The following is a 15,129-nucleotide window of genomic DNA, read 5'->3' as shown; positions in this document are numbered from 1 at the left end:
ATCCTCACCCCTGATCGGTCACCGGCTTTTGCGGGCCGCGATAGCGCTGGGTCTGTGAGTAGACGAGGTTCGTGGTCGTGCTGCCGAAGTCGGTCAGCTCGTTGACGAGTTCCTCGAGGTGCGGCATCGACGCGGCGGCGACCTTCAGCGTGTAGCAGTCGTCGCCGGTGGTGCGCAGGCATTCCAGGATCTCGCGCCGCTCGGCCAGCAGGCGGTGCAGCGGCTCGTGCTTGTTGCCCGGGTACTTCAGCCGGACGACGGCCAGCACCGGGTAGCCGACCTTCGTGAGGTCGACCTCGGCGCGGTACCCGGTGATCACGCCGATCGACTCCAGCCGGCGGACCCGCTCGGTGGTGGCCGACGCGCTCAGGTTGACCCGCTTACCGAGCTGCGTCAGCGACAGCCGCGCGTCGTCCTGCAGTTCGGTGAGGATCGCCCAGTCGGTCGGATCGAGACTCTCGGTCATACGCACAATCTACCGGCGATTCCCCGGCGAACGACGACGTACGCCGGGAGGAGTGTCTTCAGAAGTGGGTCGCCGCCTGGATAGCCTGAGGGCGTGGAACTTGGAGTGAATGTGCCGAACTTCGGCCCGGGGACGAATCCGGCGCGGCTGCGGGACTGGGCGCGCGTCGTCGAGGGGCTCGGGTACGACCTTCTGATGGTGTCGGACCATGTGGTGATCACGCCGGATGTCGCGGAGCAGTACCCCGCGCCGTTCTACGAGCCGTTCACCACGCTGAGCTGGCTGGCCGGGATCACCGAGCGGGTCCGGCTGGGCACGACCGTGCTGATCGCGCCGTACCGGCATCCGTTGCTGGTGGCAAGGATGGCGGCGAACCTCGACGCCTTGAGCGGTGGGCGGCTGGTGCTCGGCGTCGGGGTCGGCTGGGCGCGGCAGGAGTTCGAGGCGCTCGGCGCGGAGCATGCGCGCCGCGGCCGGGACACGGACGAGCTGCTTGCCGAACTGCGGCGCGTCTGGGCCGACAAGGCGGACTACGGCGACGGAGCGATCCCGATCTGGGTCGGCGGTTCGAGTACGGCGGGGTTGCGCCGGACGGTGCGGTACGGCGACGCGTGGCATCCGCTGCGGCAAACGATTGAGCAGCTCCGGTCGGGGCTGGATCGTCTGCGGACGGTCGCGGCGGCGGAGGACCGGCCGCTGCCGGGGTTCGCGCCGCGGATCCTGCTCCGGCTGACGGACGAGCCCTTGCCGGACGATGATCGGGTCGCGGGGGAGGGCTCGATCGACCAGGTGATGCGAGACCTCGCCGTACTGCGGGAGCTCGGCGCGCAGAGCGTCGTACTCGATCCGTTCGTCGGCGATCCTGACGAGACCGAACGGCCCGAGACGGCCTGGCAGGCGCTGGCGACGATCGCCGCGCGACGAACTGAAATGGAGACCACGTGACACCTGTGACACCTGAGGCAGAAGGATTCCTGCGCCGTGCGATCGCGCTCGCCGCGGAGGCACGCAGCGACGGGAACCCGCCGTTCGGCTCGCTGCTGGTCGGCCCGGACGGCACCGTCCTGAGCGAGGAGCGGAACACCACGCTCACCGAAGGGAACATCAGCTTCCACCCGGAGCTCAAGCTCGCGGTCTGGGCGGCCCAGCAGCTCTCGCCCGAGGTCGCGGCCGGCACCACCATGTACACGAGCTGCCAGCCGTGCGGGATGTGCTCGGGAGCGCTCGCGAGGTCCGGCCTCGGCAAGGTCGTGTTCGCCCTGTCGGGTGAACAGCTCGACGGACTCAAGCCGGCCGGCGGCTTCCCCGAGGTACCGCTGGAGGGCCCGGCGCTGTACGACGAGGCGCGCGTGCCGGTCGACGGGTACTACAGCTGAGGTGTGGGGTCCCGTCGCCGGGACCCCACACTCGCTACTTCACTGGGGTGAGGCAGAGCGTGTACTTCGTCGAACCGCTCTGGTAGACGTACGACGCCTCGGCGTTCTCGCCGCACTGACTGTCGTCGGTCGAGTCGTCGATCTTGTCGACGATCTTGTACTCGGCCTCCGAGGACCCGCAGTCGACGACCTTCACGTCCGGGTTGGCCGACGTGCCCTGGTTGACGACGCAGGCGCCGATCTTGGCCTTCGACTCGGTCGAGTTCAGGTTCGCGAACACGATCGCGCCGATCAGCGCGATCGGCAGCAGCAGACCGAGGATCGCCGGCCGCTGGAACAGCGGCTTGCCCGGATCCATCGGCCGGCCCGGACCCGGCGTGGGCTCGGGCAGACCCTTGAACTTCTGCATCGGGCCGATGTTCATCAGCATCGTGATCGGGTTGATGATCGACGAACCGATACCCCACCAGCCCTGCCAGAGGCTCTTCGCGGTCATGTCGCGCACCGACGCGATCCCGCACGTCCGGCAGAACGGGCCCTGCAGCTTCAGGAAACGCATGATGATGATCAGGCCCTGGTGACCGCGCACGGTGGCCTCGGTCGCCGGGTAGCCGCCGCAGAAGCGGCAGGCCATCTGGCCCTGGGGCGCGTGCCCCTGCTGGGGGAACGACTGGTCCTGCTGGTACTGCTGCTGACCCTGGTACTGCTGGCCCGGGTACTGGCCCTGCGGCGGGTACTGCTGACCGCCGTCCTGCGGGAACGTCTGGCCCTGTTGGTACTGCTGCTGGCCGCCGTACGGCTGCTGGTACGGACCCGGCTGACCGGCGTACTGCTGCTGACCGGGCTGACCCTGCTGCTCGTACTGGGGCTGACCCGGCTGCTGGGGCTGGCCCGGCTGGCTGTACTGCGGGAACTGCTGCTGTGGCGGACCGTAGCCGTCCGGCTGACCTGAGTACGGGTTCTGCGGCGGCTGGGGAGGGGATGTGGTCACGGATGGTTCCTGAGGCTGATTGAGGGGCGGTGTCGGGACACGATGAACCATGGCACCTTACTCATCCCGGTGGTCCACCGCGGCATAGCGCTGCGTCAATTCCCGGCCAAGACGCGCCAGCTCCGCCTGCACCGACGGCGGATCCACGACCTCGATCGACCCGCCCCAACCGGCCAGATGCTGCGCGATCATCAACGGCGTCGGCGCGGTCACCTTGAGCCGGACCCGGTCGCCGTCGGTCCCGTCGACCTCGCAGTTGCGGCCGAGCCGGTCCCGCATCACCCACACGAACCGCTCGTCCATCAGAACAGTTGCCGTCAGCCCCGATCGGCGTTCCTCCATCCGTTCGACGATCTCGGCCCACGCCGACGACAGCTCGAACCCGTCCGGCCGCTCGAAGGTCTCACCGGTCGCCTCGGTGTCGACGACCCGGTCGATCCGGAACGTCCGCTGCCCCTTCTCCGTCCACGCGATCAGGTACCAGACGTCGTCCTTGTCCACGAGACCGAGCGGATCGACCACCCGCTCCGACGTCTCCCGGCCGCGTCCCGAGTACACCAGCCGGACCCGTTCCCGGCGTACGACGGAGTCCTGCAGGCGACGTACCAGCTCCGGACGTTCCTTCACGTGCTCGCCCCAGCGGGCCGGGTCAATCACGACCGCCTCGGCCGCGGCCTGCGCGTGTTCGCGGAAGGTGCCCGGCAGCGCCTGGACGAGCTTGCGTAGCGCCGCCTTCGCGTCCGGCGCGATCGATGCCGCGGGCCCGACCAGCAGGAACAACGCCTGCGCCTCGGTCGCCGTCAGCCCGCTCAGATCGGTCCGGGCACCGCCGACCAGCTGCCAGCCGCCGTTGCGTCCCGGCTGCGGATAGACCGGGATGCCGGCCGTCGACAGCGCCTCCAGGTCCCGGCGCGCGGTGGCCACCGAGATCTCCAGCTCCGCCGCGACGTCGGCCGCGGTCACCCGGCCCCGGGCCTGCATCAGCAACAGCACCGCCACCAACCGATCCGCGCGCATGCCCCCGATCGTCGCAGACAAACCGCTCACCGTCTGAGCAGTTAAAACGGGCTACCCTCAGATCCGGACGGACTTCTTCCGGAATGGTGACTGATGGCGTACGACGTGAGCCCGACGGCGCGGACCCTGATGGTCCTGGAGCTGATCCAGAACAGCCCCGGGATCACCGCGGAGCAACTGGGGGACAAGCTCGGCGTCTCCGAGCGCGCGGCCCGCCGGTACGTCGCGATCCTGCGCGAGGCCGACATCCCGATCGAGTCCGTGCGCGGGCCGTACGGCGGCTACCGGGTCGGACGCGGTCTGCGGCTGCCGCCGCTGATGTTCAGCCCGACCGAGGCGCTCGGCCTGGTCATGGCGGTGCTCGAGGGACCGCGCGGCGCCATGGATCCGGTCGAGGACGCCCTCGGGAAGATCGTCCGGGTGCTGCCCGAGGCCGTCGCCCGGTCGACCGACGCGATCCGCCGGGTCCCCGCCCGCGGACCCGATCCCGGGGCCAGGACCCCGGATCCCGAGATCACCGCGGCCCTCGTGTCGCACAGCGCGGACGCGCGGCGCGTGACGATCGGGTACCGGCGGCACCAGGACGAGTGGTCGATGGACGTCGACCCGTGGGCGGTCGTCGTACGCCGGGGCCGCTGGTACCTGCTGTGCTGGTCGCATTCCAAGGACGCCCGGCGGGTGCTGCGCGTCGACAAGATCACCAAGGTCGAGGCGCAGCCGGCGTCGTTCGAGCCGCCGGCCGATCTCGATCCGCTGGCTGCCGTGGAGGAACACCTCGCGCTCGGCTGGCGGTACCCGATCGAGGTCGAGATCGACGCACCTCTCGCCGACGCAGCCTGCTGGATCCCGCGCAGCATGGGTCGCCTGGAACCGATCGACGACAACCGCACCCGGCTCCTGGCCAGCACCGACGAGCCCGACTGGTACGCCGCCCACCTCGCCGAGATCCGCGCCCCGTTCCGCATCATCGGCGGCCCCGAACTCCTGGCCGCCGCCCAGTTCCTCGCACGACGCCTGCTCGCCGCGAGCACAGAGCCTCACACCTGATGCTCACCTGGGGATCCGGCGACCGCGTGGCCATCCTCGTCCACGGCATGCTCGGCGCCGCTTCGCAGTACCACGCGGTCGGCCCCGCGCTCGCGGCTCGCGGATACCGGGCGGTCGCGATCGACCTACCCGGTCACGGCTCCGCGCCACGTGCTCCTGAGGCGACGATGGACCTGTTCGTCGACGCCGTACTCGCAGCCGTCGACACGCCACCCGCGCTCGCGATCGGTCACTCGCTCGGCGCGATCGTGCTGTCCCACGCGCTGCCTCGCCTCCGGCCCAGTCGCGCCGTGTACGTCGACGTACCCTTCTCCGGCCCGTCCACGGACCCGCCGGCGCCGGCTGACGAGCTGCGCGAGCGCTTCACGACCTCGCGCGCCGCACGCACTGTGGAACGGCTGGCGACCCGACCCGGTTGGTCCGCCGAAGACTGCCGGGTCGAGGCTGAGGCGGCTGCTCGGTTCGACGTCGAGACCGCGGTTGCGCTTGAGCTTTCGTACCTCGGGCACTCGGTCGAAAAGCCGGCGGTGCCCTCGCTGGTGGTTCGGGCCGACCCGAGCCGCTACGTCTCGCCGGAGCGGGCGCGAGAACTGGAAGAGATGGGATTCTGGGTCCGGACGGTGCCGGGTGCGGGGCATTCGGTGTGGTACGGACATCTCGACGAGTTCATGGGGGTGCTGGACGAGTGGCTGGAAGCGACCTGAACGACATCGAGTTCTCGGGCGAGATCTGGTACTGGCGAGGGCCGGCGCCGTGGTACTTCATCACGGTCCCGGACGAGGAGAGCGCCTACTTCGAGGCAGAGTCGAACTTCGTCACGTACGGGTGGGGAATGATCCCGGTGACCGCGGAGATCGGCGCGAGCGTCTGGGACACGTCGATGTTTCCCAAGGACGGGCGGTACATCCTGCCGGTGAAGGCCGCCGTACGGCGGGCGGAGGATCTCGACGACGGCGACGTACCCACGGTTCGGCTGCGGTTGCGGAGCTGGACGTGACGGAAACTGTCGGCGGGTGGGTCTAACGTTCCGCCGTACAAGGTAAGTGGCGGGAGGAGCCGACATGTCCACGCTGTCCGACCGGCCGCACACGGCCGTGCTCGTGATCGACGTCCAGACCGGTGTCGTGGGGGAGGCGTACGAGCGGGACCGCGTCGTCGCCAACATCAGCACCCTGGTCGGCAAGGCCCGCGCCGGGGGAGTCCCGGTCGTCTGGGTCCAGCACTCCAGCGAGCACCTCGTCAAGGACAGCGCCGAGTGGCAACTCGTGCCCGAACTGTCCCGGGACGGCTCGGAGTCGCTCGTCCACAAGACGTACGCCGACAGCTTCGAAGCGACCGACCTGGAAGACGTCCTCGCCCGCGCCGGCATCGGTCACCTGATCGTCAGCGGCGCGCAGACCGACGAGTGCATCCGCTCGACGATCCACGGCGCGATGGTCCGCGGATACGACGTGACCCTGGTCGGCGACGCCCACACCACCGAGGACCTCACCGAATGGGGCGCACCGACCCCCGACAAGGTCATCGCCCACACCAACCTCTACTGGGAGAACCACCGGGCCCCTGGCCGCACCGCCGCCGTCCAGAAGACCGACGAGCTGACCTTTGGCTAACCGCATGGTCCGGATCCTGCACCTGTCCGACACCCACGTCAGCCGAACCGGCCCGGACGAGGACGGAGCCGACGGAGTCAGTGCGCTCTGCGGTCTGCTGCACGACGTACGGCGGGATCTGGATCTGGTGGTGGTCAGCGGCGATATCGCGGACGACGGCTCGGCAGCGGGCTGTACGACGGTCCGGGACCTGGTCGGGCAGTTCGCCGCCGAGCGCGGCATCCCGCACGTGTACTGCACCGGCAACCACGATCGCCGCGAAGGTTTCACGGCCGCACTCGGCCACGGTCACCTCGGTCCGGACGGCGCACCGATCGGCCGCGCCGCCGGCATCGACGAGGTGATCGCGGCCGTCAGCTCGGTTGCCGGGCTGCGCGTGATCACGCTCGACAGCCTCGTCCCAGGCAAGCCGTACGGCGTACTCGGCCGTGACCAACTGGACTGGCTCGCAGCCGAGCTGAGCACACCTGCACCGGCCGGGTCGATCGTCGTACTCCACCACCCGCCAGTGTGGACCGACGCCGTGCCGTATCAGCGGTCCGCAGTACTTCAGGAACCTGAGGCTCTAGGCGCCGTCCTGGCCAACACCGACGTACAGGCAGTCCTGTGCGGACACCTACATCACCAACTGACCGCCCAACTGGCGAACAAACCCGTCTGGGTAACACCAGGCGTCATCACCCGAATTGACCTCACCGCCCCGGCCGCCCTGGTCCGCGGCGTCCTCGGCGCAGGCGCCACAGTCGTCGAGCTAGGCGGACCCTTCAGCCCCATGTTCCACACCCTCCAGGCCCGCGACCCCCAGTCCGGCACGGAAGCCTACGTCTACGACCCAGAAGCCGGCGCACACACAACCGAGGAGATCAGCGCCTGAGGACCTGCAGAACCTGAATCAGCTCCCTGGTTTCAGGATTCGAGCCAGGTCTCGAAGGTTGGCAGGATTGCGCGGAGGTCGGGGCCGGTGTGGTTGGTGTGGGCGAGGGCTCGGGCCTTTTCGGTGGCGTTGAAGCCGATGGCTAGGCCGACTTCGGCGAACAGCGGGAGGTCTGAGAGGCTGTCTCCGATGGCTGCGCAGCCTGAGAGCGTCAGACCGTGGTGGTTCGCGAAGTCGCGGGCGAAGTCTCGCTTCTTGAACTCGTCGCTGCCGGTCAGCGAGATGCCGGTGTAGATCCCGTCCCGCACCTCCAGCGTGGGTCCGGACGCCTCGACGAAGCCGAATCGCGAGCACAAGAACTCACCGACCGGTCGCCATGCGAGCGTTGCCAGCGCCGGCACGACCTCGTGCGCATGGCACCACTCGACGACCTCGGCGATTCCGTCGACCAGCGGAATGTCCTCGAGCCACTCCCGGATCTGCGCCTCGCTGGTGCCGGCCCAGCCGCGTGCGTCGAGTTCCTCGACCGACCGTGGATCCATCAGGCCGGCGTCCCACGCCGCCTCAGCCTCGGCGACCGCCTCCTGGTGGCCGAGGTACCCACCCAGGTACACCGCCGACGAGATCCCGGGCACCAGGGTGCCGTCGACGTCGAAGAACGCAACAGCACGCATCCCACAGATCCTCTCGTCCGGACCGCGTGATCGTACGTCACCGCCCAGCGGAGTCCTGTCCCGCGGACTCCTGGAGGGCGTTGACAAGGGCAGCGACCGGGGGTGGATCGGGCGGTTCGCCGTACGTCGCGGCGTACACGTGCCGCCGGGAACCGGATAGTTCGCTCGCGGTGATGCCGTCGACGTGATGGGTGCGCAGCGCGAGGCCGGGCATCGTCGTCACGCCGAGGCCGGCCGCGACGAGTGCCTGCATCACGACCATGTCGTCGGACGTGTAGCCGATCCGCGGCACGTAGCCCTCCGCGGCACACAACGCGATCAGGTGGCTGCGGCACCGATCGCACCCGGCGATCCAGGTCGCGTCGCGCAGGCCGGCCAGCGTGGACGGTCCGTTCGACAGCATGTACAGCGGATCGTCGACGAGATGGTGCAGCCGTACGCCGGGTGGCTCGGGCGCGGTCTCGTCGTACCGGAAGACGATCGCCACGTCGACCTTCCCGGTACGGAGCAGCTCGAACGCCTCGGGCGGATGCGTGTCGACCAGGTTGACCTCCAGCCCGGGATGCTTCGCGGCCAGCTGGGCGAGGGCGGCCGGAACGAGTGCTCCGATCGCCGAGGAGAAGCCGGCCAGGCGGATCCGGCCCGCGCTGAGTCCGACATGCGCCGCCAGTTCGGCGTCGACGGCGTCGATCCGGCCGATGATCTCGGCGGCACGGTCCGCGAGCAGCCGCCCGGCCTCGGTCAACCGGATGCCGCGCCCGACACGCTGCAGCAGTTGCGCGCCGGTCTCGGCTTCCAGGCGCGCGAGGTGATGCGTGACGGACGGCTGGGAGTAGTGCAACTCGCGCGCGGCGGCGGTCACCGAGCCGTGCCGTGCGACCGCGTCGATCACGCGCAACCTCGTGACATCGAGCATGTATCAATTCCATCTATGGGTGAGGACGAAACTTGGCATTAGACGTTATGGGTTGACCGGAGCAGGCTCAAGACATGACCACAACAGCGATCACCACCAGCGAGCTCACCGACTTGATCACCGGCGTCCGGGAGACCCTCGAGCAGCACTCCGACTGGAACACGACAGCGCAGCACGTCGGCGCCCAGCTGCGCGAGCACTTTCCGAGCCCCGACGTACTGACCGCCGAACAGCGGCTCGGGTCGCCCGACGGCTACCAGAGCCACACCTTGCACGTCGAGCCGGACGGCTCGTTCTCGATCATCGCGGTGGTGTGGCGGCCCGGGCAGCTGACGCGGATTCACGATCACGTGACCTGGTGCGTGGTCGGCGTACTCCAGGGCGTGGAGCACGAGGAGCTGTTCGACGCCGACCTGCGGCGGATCGGCGCGAGTGACAACCACGTCGGCGAGGTGAGCGCGTTCGCGCCGCCGGGTGACATCCACCGGGTCCACAACACCTTCGCCGAGACCGCGATCTCACTGCACATCTACGGCACCGACGTGACCCGGATCGGCTCGAGCGTCCGCCGGTTCTACGACTGACGCCCGAGCCGGATCGGTCAGTCGACGACCGCGTCCAGGACGGCGAAGTCCTCGGCCGACAGCGTGAGCTCGCCGGCGCGCAGGTTCTCCTCCAGGTGGCGCGCGCTCGACGTACCCGGGATCGCGAGCACGTGATCCCCGCGGCTCAGCGTCCACGCCAACCGCACCTGCGCGACCGTCGCCCCGTGGCGATCCGCGATCTCCTGCACGGGCCCCGAATCCGGCACCCCACCGGCCTCCCGTGACTCCGCGGTGAGCGTGAAGAACGGGATGAACGCGATCCCGAGCTCACCGCACACTTGCAGGATCTCGTCGTTCACCCGCCCGAACCCGACGCTGTACCGGTTCTGCACCGCGACGACCGGCGCGATCTCACGCGCCTCGTGGAGCTGCGCGACCCGCACGTTCGAGACGCCCAGGTGCCGGATCATGCCCTTCGCCTGTAGCTCGGCCAGGACGCCGAAATGCTCCGCGATCGACTCCAGGCCCATCTGCCGCAGGTACACGAGGTCCAGCGAGTCCACGCCGAGCACGCGGAGGTCGCTCTCGACGAGTTCCCGCAACTCGTCCGGCCGCGCGAGCCCGTGATCGGTCGGCCCGACCTTTGTCGCGAGCACGAATTCCTCCGGGTACGGCGCCAGCGCGCGACGGATCACGTCGTTCGCCCACCCCAGGCTCTCGAACCGGGTTTCGCCGGCCAGCCCGTGGCTCGGGTAGAACGCCGCGGTGTCGACGTGGTTCACGCCGAGCTCGACGACCCGCCGCAGCAGCGCGATCGCCCGGTCCTGCACGTCGGCCCCGCCGCCGTCGCTGCCCGCGAGCCGCTTCGCGCCGAACCCGATCCGCCGGACCGCGACCTCCCCGAGTGTCCAGAATTCGCCGGACTTGCTTTCTGCAATTCCCGGTGATAAGTTAATTGGTAGGGACGCATTCTCCTGTGAATTCTGCATTCGGCCAGGATAAATCCTTCCAAGTAATTCGTCCACCCTTTCCCGCAGATTTCTTGCGCTACTCTCGTGCTCGTGGGACTCACCGGGCGACAGCAAGAACTTCTCGACGGGTGGCTCCCGTCCGCCGTGATGGTGCGTGACCACAGCTGGGGCCTGATCGGGACCTCCGTCCTGGAGCTCGAGCACCAGGGAGAGCGCTACATCGCGAAGGCCGGCGACGACGCCGACCACCATCTCGCCCGCGAGATCCGTGCCCACCGCAACTGGTTGCGGCCGTGGACCGTGCGGGGGAGTGCGTCCGAAATGGTCCACGTGGACGAGGACGCCAAGCTGCTTCTGACCCGTTTCCTGCCCGGTGAGCTCGTCGAAGGAACGCCGTACGAATGGGCCCTCGACACTTATCGGCAGGCCGGCGAACTGCTCGCGGCATTTCACCGGCAATCCGCCGAACCGGACGACACCTACGAATCCCGTGAGAACCAGCGCACGCTCGCGATACTCGACAGGCCGCACCGGATCGCGCCGGAGCTGGCCGACCTTCTCCGGGCAACGATCGAGGCGTGGCCGACCCCTTCCGCGACGCTCGTACCGACCCACGGCGACTGGCAGCCCCGCAACTGGCTCGTCGACAACGGCACCGTCCGCGTCATCGACTTCGGCCGCGCCGACCTGCGTCCGGCGTACACCGACCTCGTCCGTCTCGCCGCGCAGCAGTTCCGCACTCAGCCGAGTCTGGAGCCGGCGTTCGTCACCGGCTACGGTTCGGATCCGCGCGAGCCGGCGGCCTGGCAGCGCGCCCGGCTGCGGGAGGCGATCAGCACCGCGGTATGGGCACACCAGGTCGGCGACGAGTCCTTCGAGCAGCAAGGACATCGAATGATCGCCGAGGCCTTACTCAAGTAGGCGTGTCAAACGTTCGCGCAGCTCGGCCGGGTAGATGCCGAATCGTTCCAGATCCGCCGCATCGGCCCACCGCAGCTCGAAATGATTCGTCGCACAATGCTCCACCGCTTCGTCACCTGACAGTCGCGGTACGCCGTTCACGTCGCTGACCAGGAAGTAGTACGCGGGCCGCCCGTTGTGGGTGCCGGTCCACAGCAACCGGTCCAGCGTGCCGGTGAGCGTCGTCTCCTCCTCGAGCTCACGCAGCGCAGCCCCCGCCGCCGACTCACCCGCCTCCACATGCCCACCGGGAAGTACGGCGTACCGATGCCCCTCACACCGCGGCCCCGGTACGTCGCCGTACTCGCACATCACGCACTCCGCGGCCGCCCCCTGCCGCAGGTACCGCTTCACCACCAAAACCTTCCCCGCCTCAACCACAACCGCCGCCCCACGCGGAATCCTCACACTCATGCCAACGAAGTCTGCCCGCCACCACCGACAGATATTGGGTCGCCGGAGTGGGGGCTTCGTGATGGGGTCGGGGGTGTTGGTGCCGATCGTGGAAGGATTTGTTGATGCCCAGTGCGCAGATCGAGGTTCGTCGTGAGTACTCCGAGGCCGACGAGGCCGGACTGATCGAGGCGGTGCACGGTGCGCTCGTCACCGCGTTCCAGATCCCGCCGCAGGACAAGGACGTCCGTCTGGTCGTCCATGCCCCGCATCGGTTCGCGTGCTCGCCGCGGCTGACCACGCCCGAGTTCTTCACGCTCGTCACGATCGACTGCTTCGCCGGCCGCTCGGTCGACGCCAAGCGCAAGCTCTACACCGAGATCGTCGGCAATCTGAAGCCCTTCGGGATCCGCGCGGACCACGTGACGATCCTCGTCCGGGACCACCCGACCTCGAACTGGGGGATCCGCGGCGGCCAGGCCGCGTCCGACCTGGACCTCGGCTTCAACGTCAACGTCTGACGTGTCACTCCGCTCGGCCCGGCACCTCACGTCGGTCTTCCTCGTGCGGGAGGGGAGCGTGCTGCTCCTCTACCGCCGCGGATCGCGCGCGATCGCGGACTCCTGGGTCGGCATCGGCGGTCACCTCGAACCGCACGAGCTCACCGACCCGACAGTGGCCGCGCTCCGGGAGCTGAAGGAAGAGGTCGGTGTCACGGCCGACCAACTCACCGACCTCGCGCTGCGGTACGTCGCCGTACGCGACACCGGCGACGAGGTGCGTACGACGTACTACTTCACCGCAAACCTCACGGTGCCCGGACCGACGGAATGCACCGAGGGCGACCTCCGGTGGTTCGATCTGACGATGGACCCGACGTCGCTCGAGATGCCGCCGACCGCGCGGATCGCCTTCGCGCACTGGCTCGGCGTCGGTCGGCTGGACGAGCGGCTTCGATTCATCATGGTCGACGCCGACGGTCGCGAGACGGGGCCGCTCTGATGCTCACCGTGCAGTTCCATCCCAATTGGCCGCACGGTGCGCGGACGGTGATCGAGTCGATCGCCGCGGACGGGATCTATCGGTCACAGTTCGCGACGGGGATCTCCAACGGCGGGCTGACGGCGTTCCGCGGGGGAGACCGGTGGGAGTGGGAGAGCCGGTTGTTCTCCGGGCGGTACGACGACCAGCCGGAGTTGGATCGTCCTGTCTACGGGGTGTGGAACCGGCGGCGTGATGTGTACGGCGGCGCAATCCGCTTCGGGTCGTCGTACCTGCGGCTGAAACCCGGCACGATCGAACGCGCGACGTTCTGCTACCCGGATTCCGCGCGCTCCCCGGCCGACTTCGGCGACCGCGGCGTCCTGCCGCGGCTGTGCCAACTGGCCGACGCGGCGCGGCTCGACGACCTGGACGATTACGTCGAAGCACAGGTTCACGGCGCGGTCCGTCTCGCGACTGACGTCGAGGCGGTGGTTCTCGACCCGTCGTTCATCGGTACGCCGGTTGAAGCCGCCGCCCACGAGATCGGCTGCCCGATCGAGTACCACCCGGGCCTCCGCGCGGACCCGGCCGCCTTCGATCCGTCGTACCGCGGCGCGGAGATCGTCGACCTCGCCCGCGCGCTCGGCCCGGAACTCACCCCTGACCTGCTCGGCGAAGCCGTCCGCGCGCATCCGGCGCAGTCGATCAAGTACGTTTGGCACTACCTCGCGCGCTACGGCCGTCAGCTCACCAACTGATCGCGGCGGCGGCTCAGGTACGCGACCTCGGCGGTGTTCTCGGCCAGCTCGATCGCGGCGTCGTACGCGGCCCGCGACTCCTGACTGCGGCCCAGCCGTCGCAGCAGGTCGGCGCGCGCGGCGTGGTACGCGTGGTACCCGGACAGCTTGTCGTTCAGCCGGTCGATCGTCGCCAGCGCAACCTCCGGACCGTCGAGCTCGGCGATCGCGATCGCGCGGTTGAGCGCGACGATCGGTGAGCGGTCGACCCGCACGAGCTGGTCGTAGAGCGCCACGACCTGCGACCAGTCGGTGTCCGCGGCGTCGCGGGCCGAGGTGTGGACGGCGTTGATCGCCGCGAGGATCTGATAGCGCCCCGGTGGCTGCCGGGTCGCGAGTCGTTCGCGGACGAGACGGTGGCCTTCGGCAACCAACGCCGTGTCCCAGGCGCCGCGGTCCTGGTCGCGCAGCGCGATCAGTTCGCCGGTCGCCGACACGCGGGCGGTACGCCGTGACTCGATGAGGAGCATGAGCGCGAGCAGACCGGCGACCTCGCCGTCCTCGGGTAGCAGCACCCGGATCAGGCGGGTGAGCCGAATCGCCTCTGCGGTCAGCTCGTGACGCACCGGGTCCGTGTCCGGGCCGGTCGCCAGGTACCCCTCGTTGAAGACGAGGAACAGCACCGCGAGTACGCCGGACACGCGTCCCGGAAGGTCCTCCGCTGACGGCACCCGGTACGGGATGCGGGCCGCCTTGATCTTCGCCTTCGCGCGGGTGATCCGCTGGCCCATCGCAGTCTCCTGGACCAGGAACCCGCGGGCGATCTCCGGTACGGTCAGGCCGCCGATCATCCGGAGCGTCAGCGCCACCCGGGTCTCCATTGCGAGCGCCGGATGACAGCAGGTGAAGATCAGCCGGAGCCGCTCATCGTCGATCACACCGAGGGGCTCGGGCGGTTCGTCGTACGACATCTGAGCCTCCTTCTGCTTGTCGTCACGTTTGCTCTCGCGCCGGATCCGGTCGATCGCCCTGCGGTTGGCGGTGGTGGTCAGCCAGGCGCCGGGGTTGGGCGGTACGCCGTCGGCGGGCCAATGCTCGACCGCCGCCGCGAACGCCTCGGCGGCCGCCTCCTCGGCGATGTCGAGGTCACCGAACCGCCGGGTCAGCGAGGCGACCACCCGCGCCCATTCCTCGTGGTGGACCCGGGTGATCGCTTCGTCGACGTCGCTCACAGGAACGGCCGCACCTCGAGCCGGCGGTTACACGCCTTCGACGCCGCGGCGGCGAGCTTCAGCGCCACGTCCAGATCCGGCGCCTCGAACACCCAGAACCCGGCCATGTGCTCCTTCGACTCCAGGTACGGCCCGTCGGTGAAGATCGGCTCGCCGTCACCCCGGGCGTCGATCACCGTCGCGTCGCTCGGCGCACTCAACCCACCCGCGAACACCCAGTGCCCGCCCGCCACCAGTTGCTCGTTGAACGCATCGATCGCCGCGTCCTCGTCCGCAGTCGACGACCCAGTCCGATGGTCAATCACAGAAATCAGATACTGCATCACGATCTCC

At 69.1% G+C, this 15,129-nt stretch carries 22 protein-coding genes; 13 read left to right on the top strand and 9 right to left on the bottom strand.

Annotated features, from left to right (window positions below):
- Positions 1 to 4 precede the first annotated feature (4 nt).
- Entirely contained in the window at positions 5 to 466 is a 462-nt protein-coding gene (locus tag E0H92_RS32875) for an Lrp/AsnC family transcriptional regulator (RefSeq protein WP_131498996.1), read from the bottom strand.
- Positions 467 to 559: 93 nt separating this feature from the next.
- Here E0H92_RS32875 and E0H92_RS32870 point away from each other — a divergent pair, with 93 nt between their 5' ends.
- Together E0H92_RS32870 and E0H92_RS32865 are read left to right on the top strand one after the other, a co-directional pair.
- Positions 560 to 1,411 (top strand): LLM class flavin-dependent oxidoreductase, encoded by an 852-nt coding sequence (locus E0H92_RS32870; protein WP_131498995.1) that lies wholly within the window; start codon positions 560 to 562, stop codon positions 1,409 to 1,411.
- Positions 1,408 to 1,842 carry a nucleoside deaminase gene (locus tag E0H92_RS32865; protein WP_238173702.1) on the top strand — a complete coding sequence of 145 codons (435 nt, stop codon included), beginning with the start codon at positions 1,408 to 1,410 and terminating at the stop codon, positions 1,840 to 1,842. Before E0H92_RS32870 ends, E0H92_RS32865 begins: the two co-directional genes overlap by 4 nt.
- Before the next feature lie 34 nt (positions 1,843 to 1,876).
- On the opposite strand, the gene E0H92_RS45305 is transcribed toward E0H92_RS32865, so the two are convergent.
- A complete protein-coding gene (locus E0H92_RS45305) occupies positions 1,877 to 2,476 on the bottom strand; it encodes an LppU/SCO3897 family protein (protein WP_238173701.1) in 600 nt (199 codons plus the stop codon).
- Positions 2,477 to 2,491: 15 nt separating this feature from the next.
- Between E0H92_RS45305 and E0H92_RS45300 the strand changes: the two genes are divergently transcribed.
- A complete protein-coding gene (locus E0H92_RS45300; RefSeq protein WP_238173700.1) occupies positions 2,492 to 2,794 on the top strand; it encodes a hypothetical protein in 303 nt (100 codons plus the stop codon).
- Between the two features lie 96 nt (positions 2,795 to 2,890).
- Here E0H92_RS45300 and E0H92_RS32855 read toward each other — a convergent pair whose 3' ends face one another.
- A complete protein-coding gene (locus tag E0H92_RS32855; RefSeq protein WP_131294551.1) occupies positions 2,891 to 3,850 on the bottom strand; it encodes a helix-turn-helix transcriptional regulator in 960 nt (319 codons plus the stop codon).
- A 93-nt stretch (positions 3,851 to 3,943) separates the two neighbouring features.
- On the opposite strand from E0H92_RS32855, the gene E0H92_RS32850 reads away from it, so the two are divergent.
- The 5 genes from E0H92_RS32850 (at position 3,944) to E0H92_RS32830 (ending at position 7,384) form a co-directional block, all read left to right on the top strand.
- Complete coding sequence (locus E0H92_RS32850; RefSeq protein WP_131498993.1) at positions 3,944 to 4,897, top strand: helix-turn-helix transcriptional regulator; 954 nt, start codon at positions 3,944 to 3,946, stop codon at positions 4,895 to 4,897.
- Positions 4,897 to 5,601, top strand: a complete 705-nt coding sequence (locus tag E0H92_RS32845) for an alpha/beta fold hydrolase (RefSeq protein WP_131498992.1) — start codon at positions 4,897 to 4,899, stop codon at positions 5,599 to 5,601. The genes E0H92_RS32850 and E0H92_RS32845 overlap by 1 nt, the downstream gene beginning before the upstream one ends.
- A complete protein-coding gene (locus E0H92_RS32840) occupies positions 5,583 to 5,894 on the top strand; it encodes a DUF1905 domain-containing protein (RefSeq protein ID WP_202873946.1) in 312 nt (103 codons plus the stop codon). Before E0H92_RS32845 ends, E0H92_RS32840 begins: the two co-directional genes overlap by 19 nt.
- Positions 5,895 to 5,958: 64 nt before the next feature.
- Positions 5,959 to 6,510, top strand: coding sequence for a cysteine hydrolase family protein (locus E0H92_RS32835; protein WP_131498991.1), 552 nt, complete (start codon positions 5,959 to 5,961; stop codon positions 6,508 to 6,510).
- 4 nt (positions 6,511 to 6,514) lie between these two features.
- A complete protein-coding gene (locus E0H92_RS32830) occupies positions 6,515 to 7,384 on the top strand; it encodes a metallophosphoesterase family protein (RefSeq protein ID WP_131498990.1) in 870 nt (289 codons plus the stop codon).
- A gap of 32 nt (positions 7,385 to 7,416) precedes the next feature.
- Here E0H92_RS32830 and E0H92_RS32825 read toward each other — a convergent pair whose 3' ends face one another.
- Together E0H92_RS32825 and E0H92_RS32820 are read right to left on the bottom strand one after the other, a co-directional pair.
- Positions 7,417 to 8,058: an HAD family hydrolase gene (locus tag E0H92_RS32825; RefSeq protein WP_131461602.1), complete on the bottom strand. Its 642-nt coding sequence runs from the start codon at positions 8,056 to 8,058 to the stop codon at positions 7,417 to 7,419.
- A gap of 37 nt (positions 8,059 to 8,095) precedes the next feature.
- Positions 8,096 to 8,974: a LysR family transcriptional regulator gene (locus E0H92_RS32820; protein WP_131461601.1), complete on the bottom strand. Its 879-nt coding sequence runs from the start codon at positions 8,972 to 8,974 to the stop codon at positions 8,096 to 8,098.
- A 74-nt stretch (positions 8,975 to 9,048) separates the two neighbouring features.
- On the opposite strand from E0H92_RS32820, the gene E0H92_RS32815 reads away from it, so the two are divergent.
- Positions 9,049 to 9,558, top strand: coding sequence for a cysteine dioxygenase family protein (locus E0H92_RS32815; protein WP_131461600.1), 510 nt, complete (start codon positions 9,049 to 9,051; stop codon positions 9,556 to 9,558).
- A gap of 17 nt (positions 9,559 to 9,575) precedes the next feature.
- Here the strand turns inward: E0H92_RS32815 and E0H92_RS32810 are convergent, their stop codons facing one another.
- Positions 9,576 to 10,508 carry an aldo/keto reductase gene (locus E0H92_RS32810; protein WP_131498989.1) on the bottom strand — a complete coding sequence of 311 codons (933 nt, stop codon included), beginning with the start codon at positions 10,506 to 10,508 and terminating at the stop codon, positions 9,576 to 9,578.
- A 72-nt stretch (positions 10,509 to 10,580) separates the two neighbouring features.
- Here E0H92_RS32810 and E0H92_RS32805 point away from each other — a divergent pair, with 72 nt between their 5' ends.
- Complete coding sequence (locus tag E0H92_RS32805) at positions 10,581 to 11,411, top strand: phosphotransferase (RefSeq protein ID WP_238173699.1); 831 nt, start codon at positions 10,581 to 10,583, stop codon at positions 11,409 to 11,411.
- Here the strand turns inward: E0H92_RS32805 and E0H92_RS32800 are convergent.
- Positions 11,400 to 11,864: an NUDIX domain-containing protein gene (locus E0H92_RS32800; RefSeq protein WP_131498988.1), complete on the bottom strand. Its 465-nt coding sequence runs from the start codon at positions 11,862 to 11,864 to the stop codon at positions 11,400 to 11,402. The two genes, E0H92_RS32805 and E0H92_RS32800, sit on opposite strands and share 12 nt — an antisense overlap.
- 104 nt (positions 11,865 to 11,968) lie before the next feature.
- Between E0H92_RS32800 and E0H92_RS32795 the strand changes: the two genes are divergently transcribed.
- The 3 genes from E0H92_RS32795 to E0H92_RS32785 are packed head-to-tail and all read left to right on the top strand — an operon-like array spanning position 11,969 to position 13,585.
- Positions 11,969 to 12,364, top strand: a complete 396-nt coding sequence (locus tag E0H92_RS32795; RefSeq protein ID WP_131498987.1) for a tautomerase family protein — start codon at positions 11,969 to 11,971, stop codon at positions 12,362 to 12,364.
- 1 nt (position 12,365) lies between these two features.
- On the top strand, positions 12,366 to 12,845 hold the full coding sequence (locus E0H92_RS32790) for an NUDIX domain-containing protein (RefSeq protein WP_131498986.1): 480 nt from the start codon (positions 12,366 to 12,368) through the stop codon (positions 12,843 to 12,845).
- Positions 12,845 to 13,585, top strand: coding sequence for a DUF3626 domain-containing protein (locus tag E0H92_RS32785; RefSeq protein WP_131498985.1), 741 nt, complete (start codon positions 12,845 to 12,847; stop codon positions 13,583 to 13,585). The genes E0H92_RS32790 and E0H92_RS32785 overlap by 1 nt, the downstream gene beginning before the upstream one ends.
- Here E0H92_RS32785 and E0H92_RS32780 read toward each other — a convergent pair.
- Together E0H92_RS32780 and E0H92_RS32775 are read right to left on the bottom strand one after the other, a co-directional pair.
- Positions 13,570 to 14,796, bottom strand: coding sequence for an RNA polymerase sigma factor (locus tag E0H92_RS32780; RefSeq protein WP_131498984.1), 1,227 nt, complete (start codon positions 14,794 to 14,796; stop codon positions 13,570 to 13,572). The two genes, E0H92_RS32785 and E0H92_RS32780, sit on opposite strands and share 16 nt — an antisense overlap.
- Complete coding sequence (locus E0H92_RS32775; RefSeq protein WP_131461593.1) at positions 14,793 to 15,119, bottom strand: YciI family protein; 327 nt, start codon at positions 15,117 to 15,119, stop codon at positions 14,793 to 14,795. Before E0H92_RS32775 ends, E0H92_RS32780 begins: the two co-directional genes overlap by 4 nt.
- Positions 15,120 to 15,129: the final 10 nt, after the last annotated feature.

The organism is Kribbella speibonae (assembly GCF_004331375.1).
In the GTDB taxonomy this organism is placed as follows: domain Bacteria; phylum Actinomycetota; class Actinomycetes; order Propionibacteriales; family Kribbellaceae; genus Kribbella; species Kribbella sindirgiensis.
The sequence above is the reverse complement of the archived record's forward strand: the minus strand, read 5'-3'. Positions and strand labels throughout refer to the sequence as shown.

Excerpts from the sequence above, each read along its gene's own strand:
- E0H92_RS32875 (WP_131498996.1), bottom strand. The coding sequence starts at position 466 with ATGACCGAGAGTCTCGATCCGACCGACTGGGCGATCCTCACCGAACTG.
- E0H92_RS45305 (WP_238173701.1), bottom strand. The coding sequence starts at position 2,476 with ATGGCCTGCCGCTTCTGCGGCGGCTACCCGGCGACCGAGGCCACCGTG.
- E0H92_RS32855 (WP_131294551.1), bottom strand. The coding sequence starts at position 3,850 with ATGCGCGCGGATCGGTTGGTGGCGGTGCTGTTGCTGATGCAGGCCCGG.
- E0H92_RS32850 (WP_131498993.1), top strand. The coding sequence starts at position 3,944 with ATGGCGTACGACGTGAGCCCGACGGCGCGGACCCTGATGGTCCTGGAG.
- E0H92_RS32845 (WP_131498992.1), top strand. The coding sequence starts at position 4,897 with ATGCTCACCTGGGGATCCGGCGACCGCGTGGCCATCCTCGTCCACGGC.
- E0H92_RS32835 (WP_131498991.1), top strand. The coding sequence starts at position 5,959 with ATGTCCACGCTGTCCGACCGGCCGCACACGGCCGTGCTCGTGATCGAC.
- E0H92_RS32830 (WP_131498990.1), top strand. The coding sequence starts at position 6,515 with ATGGTCCGGATCCTGCACCTGTCCGACACCCACGTCAGCCGAACCGGC.
- E0H92_RS32825 (WP_131461602.1), bottom strand. The coding sequence starts at position 8,058 with ATGCGTGCTGTTGCGTTCTTCGACGTCGACGGCACCCTGGTGCCCGGG.
- E0H92_RS32820 (WP_131461601.1), bottom strand. The coding sequence starts at position 8,974 with ATGCTCGATGTCACGAGGTTGCGCGTGATCGACGCGGTCGCACGGCAC.
- E0H92_RS32815 (WP_131461600.1), top strand. The coding sequence starts at position 9,049 with ATGACCACAACAGCGATCACCACCAGCGAGCTCACCGACTTGATCACC.
- E0H92_RS32810 (WP_131498989.1), bottom strand. The coding sequence starts at position 10,508 with ATGCAGAATTCACAGGAGAATGCGTCCCTACCAATTAACTTATCACCG.
- E0H92_RS32800 (WP_131498988.1), bottom strand. The coding sequence starts at position 11,864 with ATGAGTGTGAGGATTCCGCGTGGGGCGGCGGTTGTGGTTGAGGCGGGG.
- E0H92_RS32795 (WP_131498987.1), top strand. The coding sequence starts at position 11,969 with ATGCCCAGTGCGCAGATCGAGGTTCGTCGTGAGTACTCCGAGGCCGAC.
- E0H92_RS32785 (WP_131498985.1), top strand. The coding sequence starts at position 12,845 with ATGCTCACCGTGCAGTTCCATCCCAATTGGCCGCACGGTGCGCGGACG.
- E0H92_RS32775 (WP_131461593.1), bottom strand. The coding sequence starts at position 15,119 with ATGCAGTATCTGATTTCTGTGATTGACCATCGGACTGGGTCGTCGACT.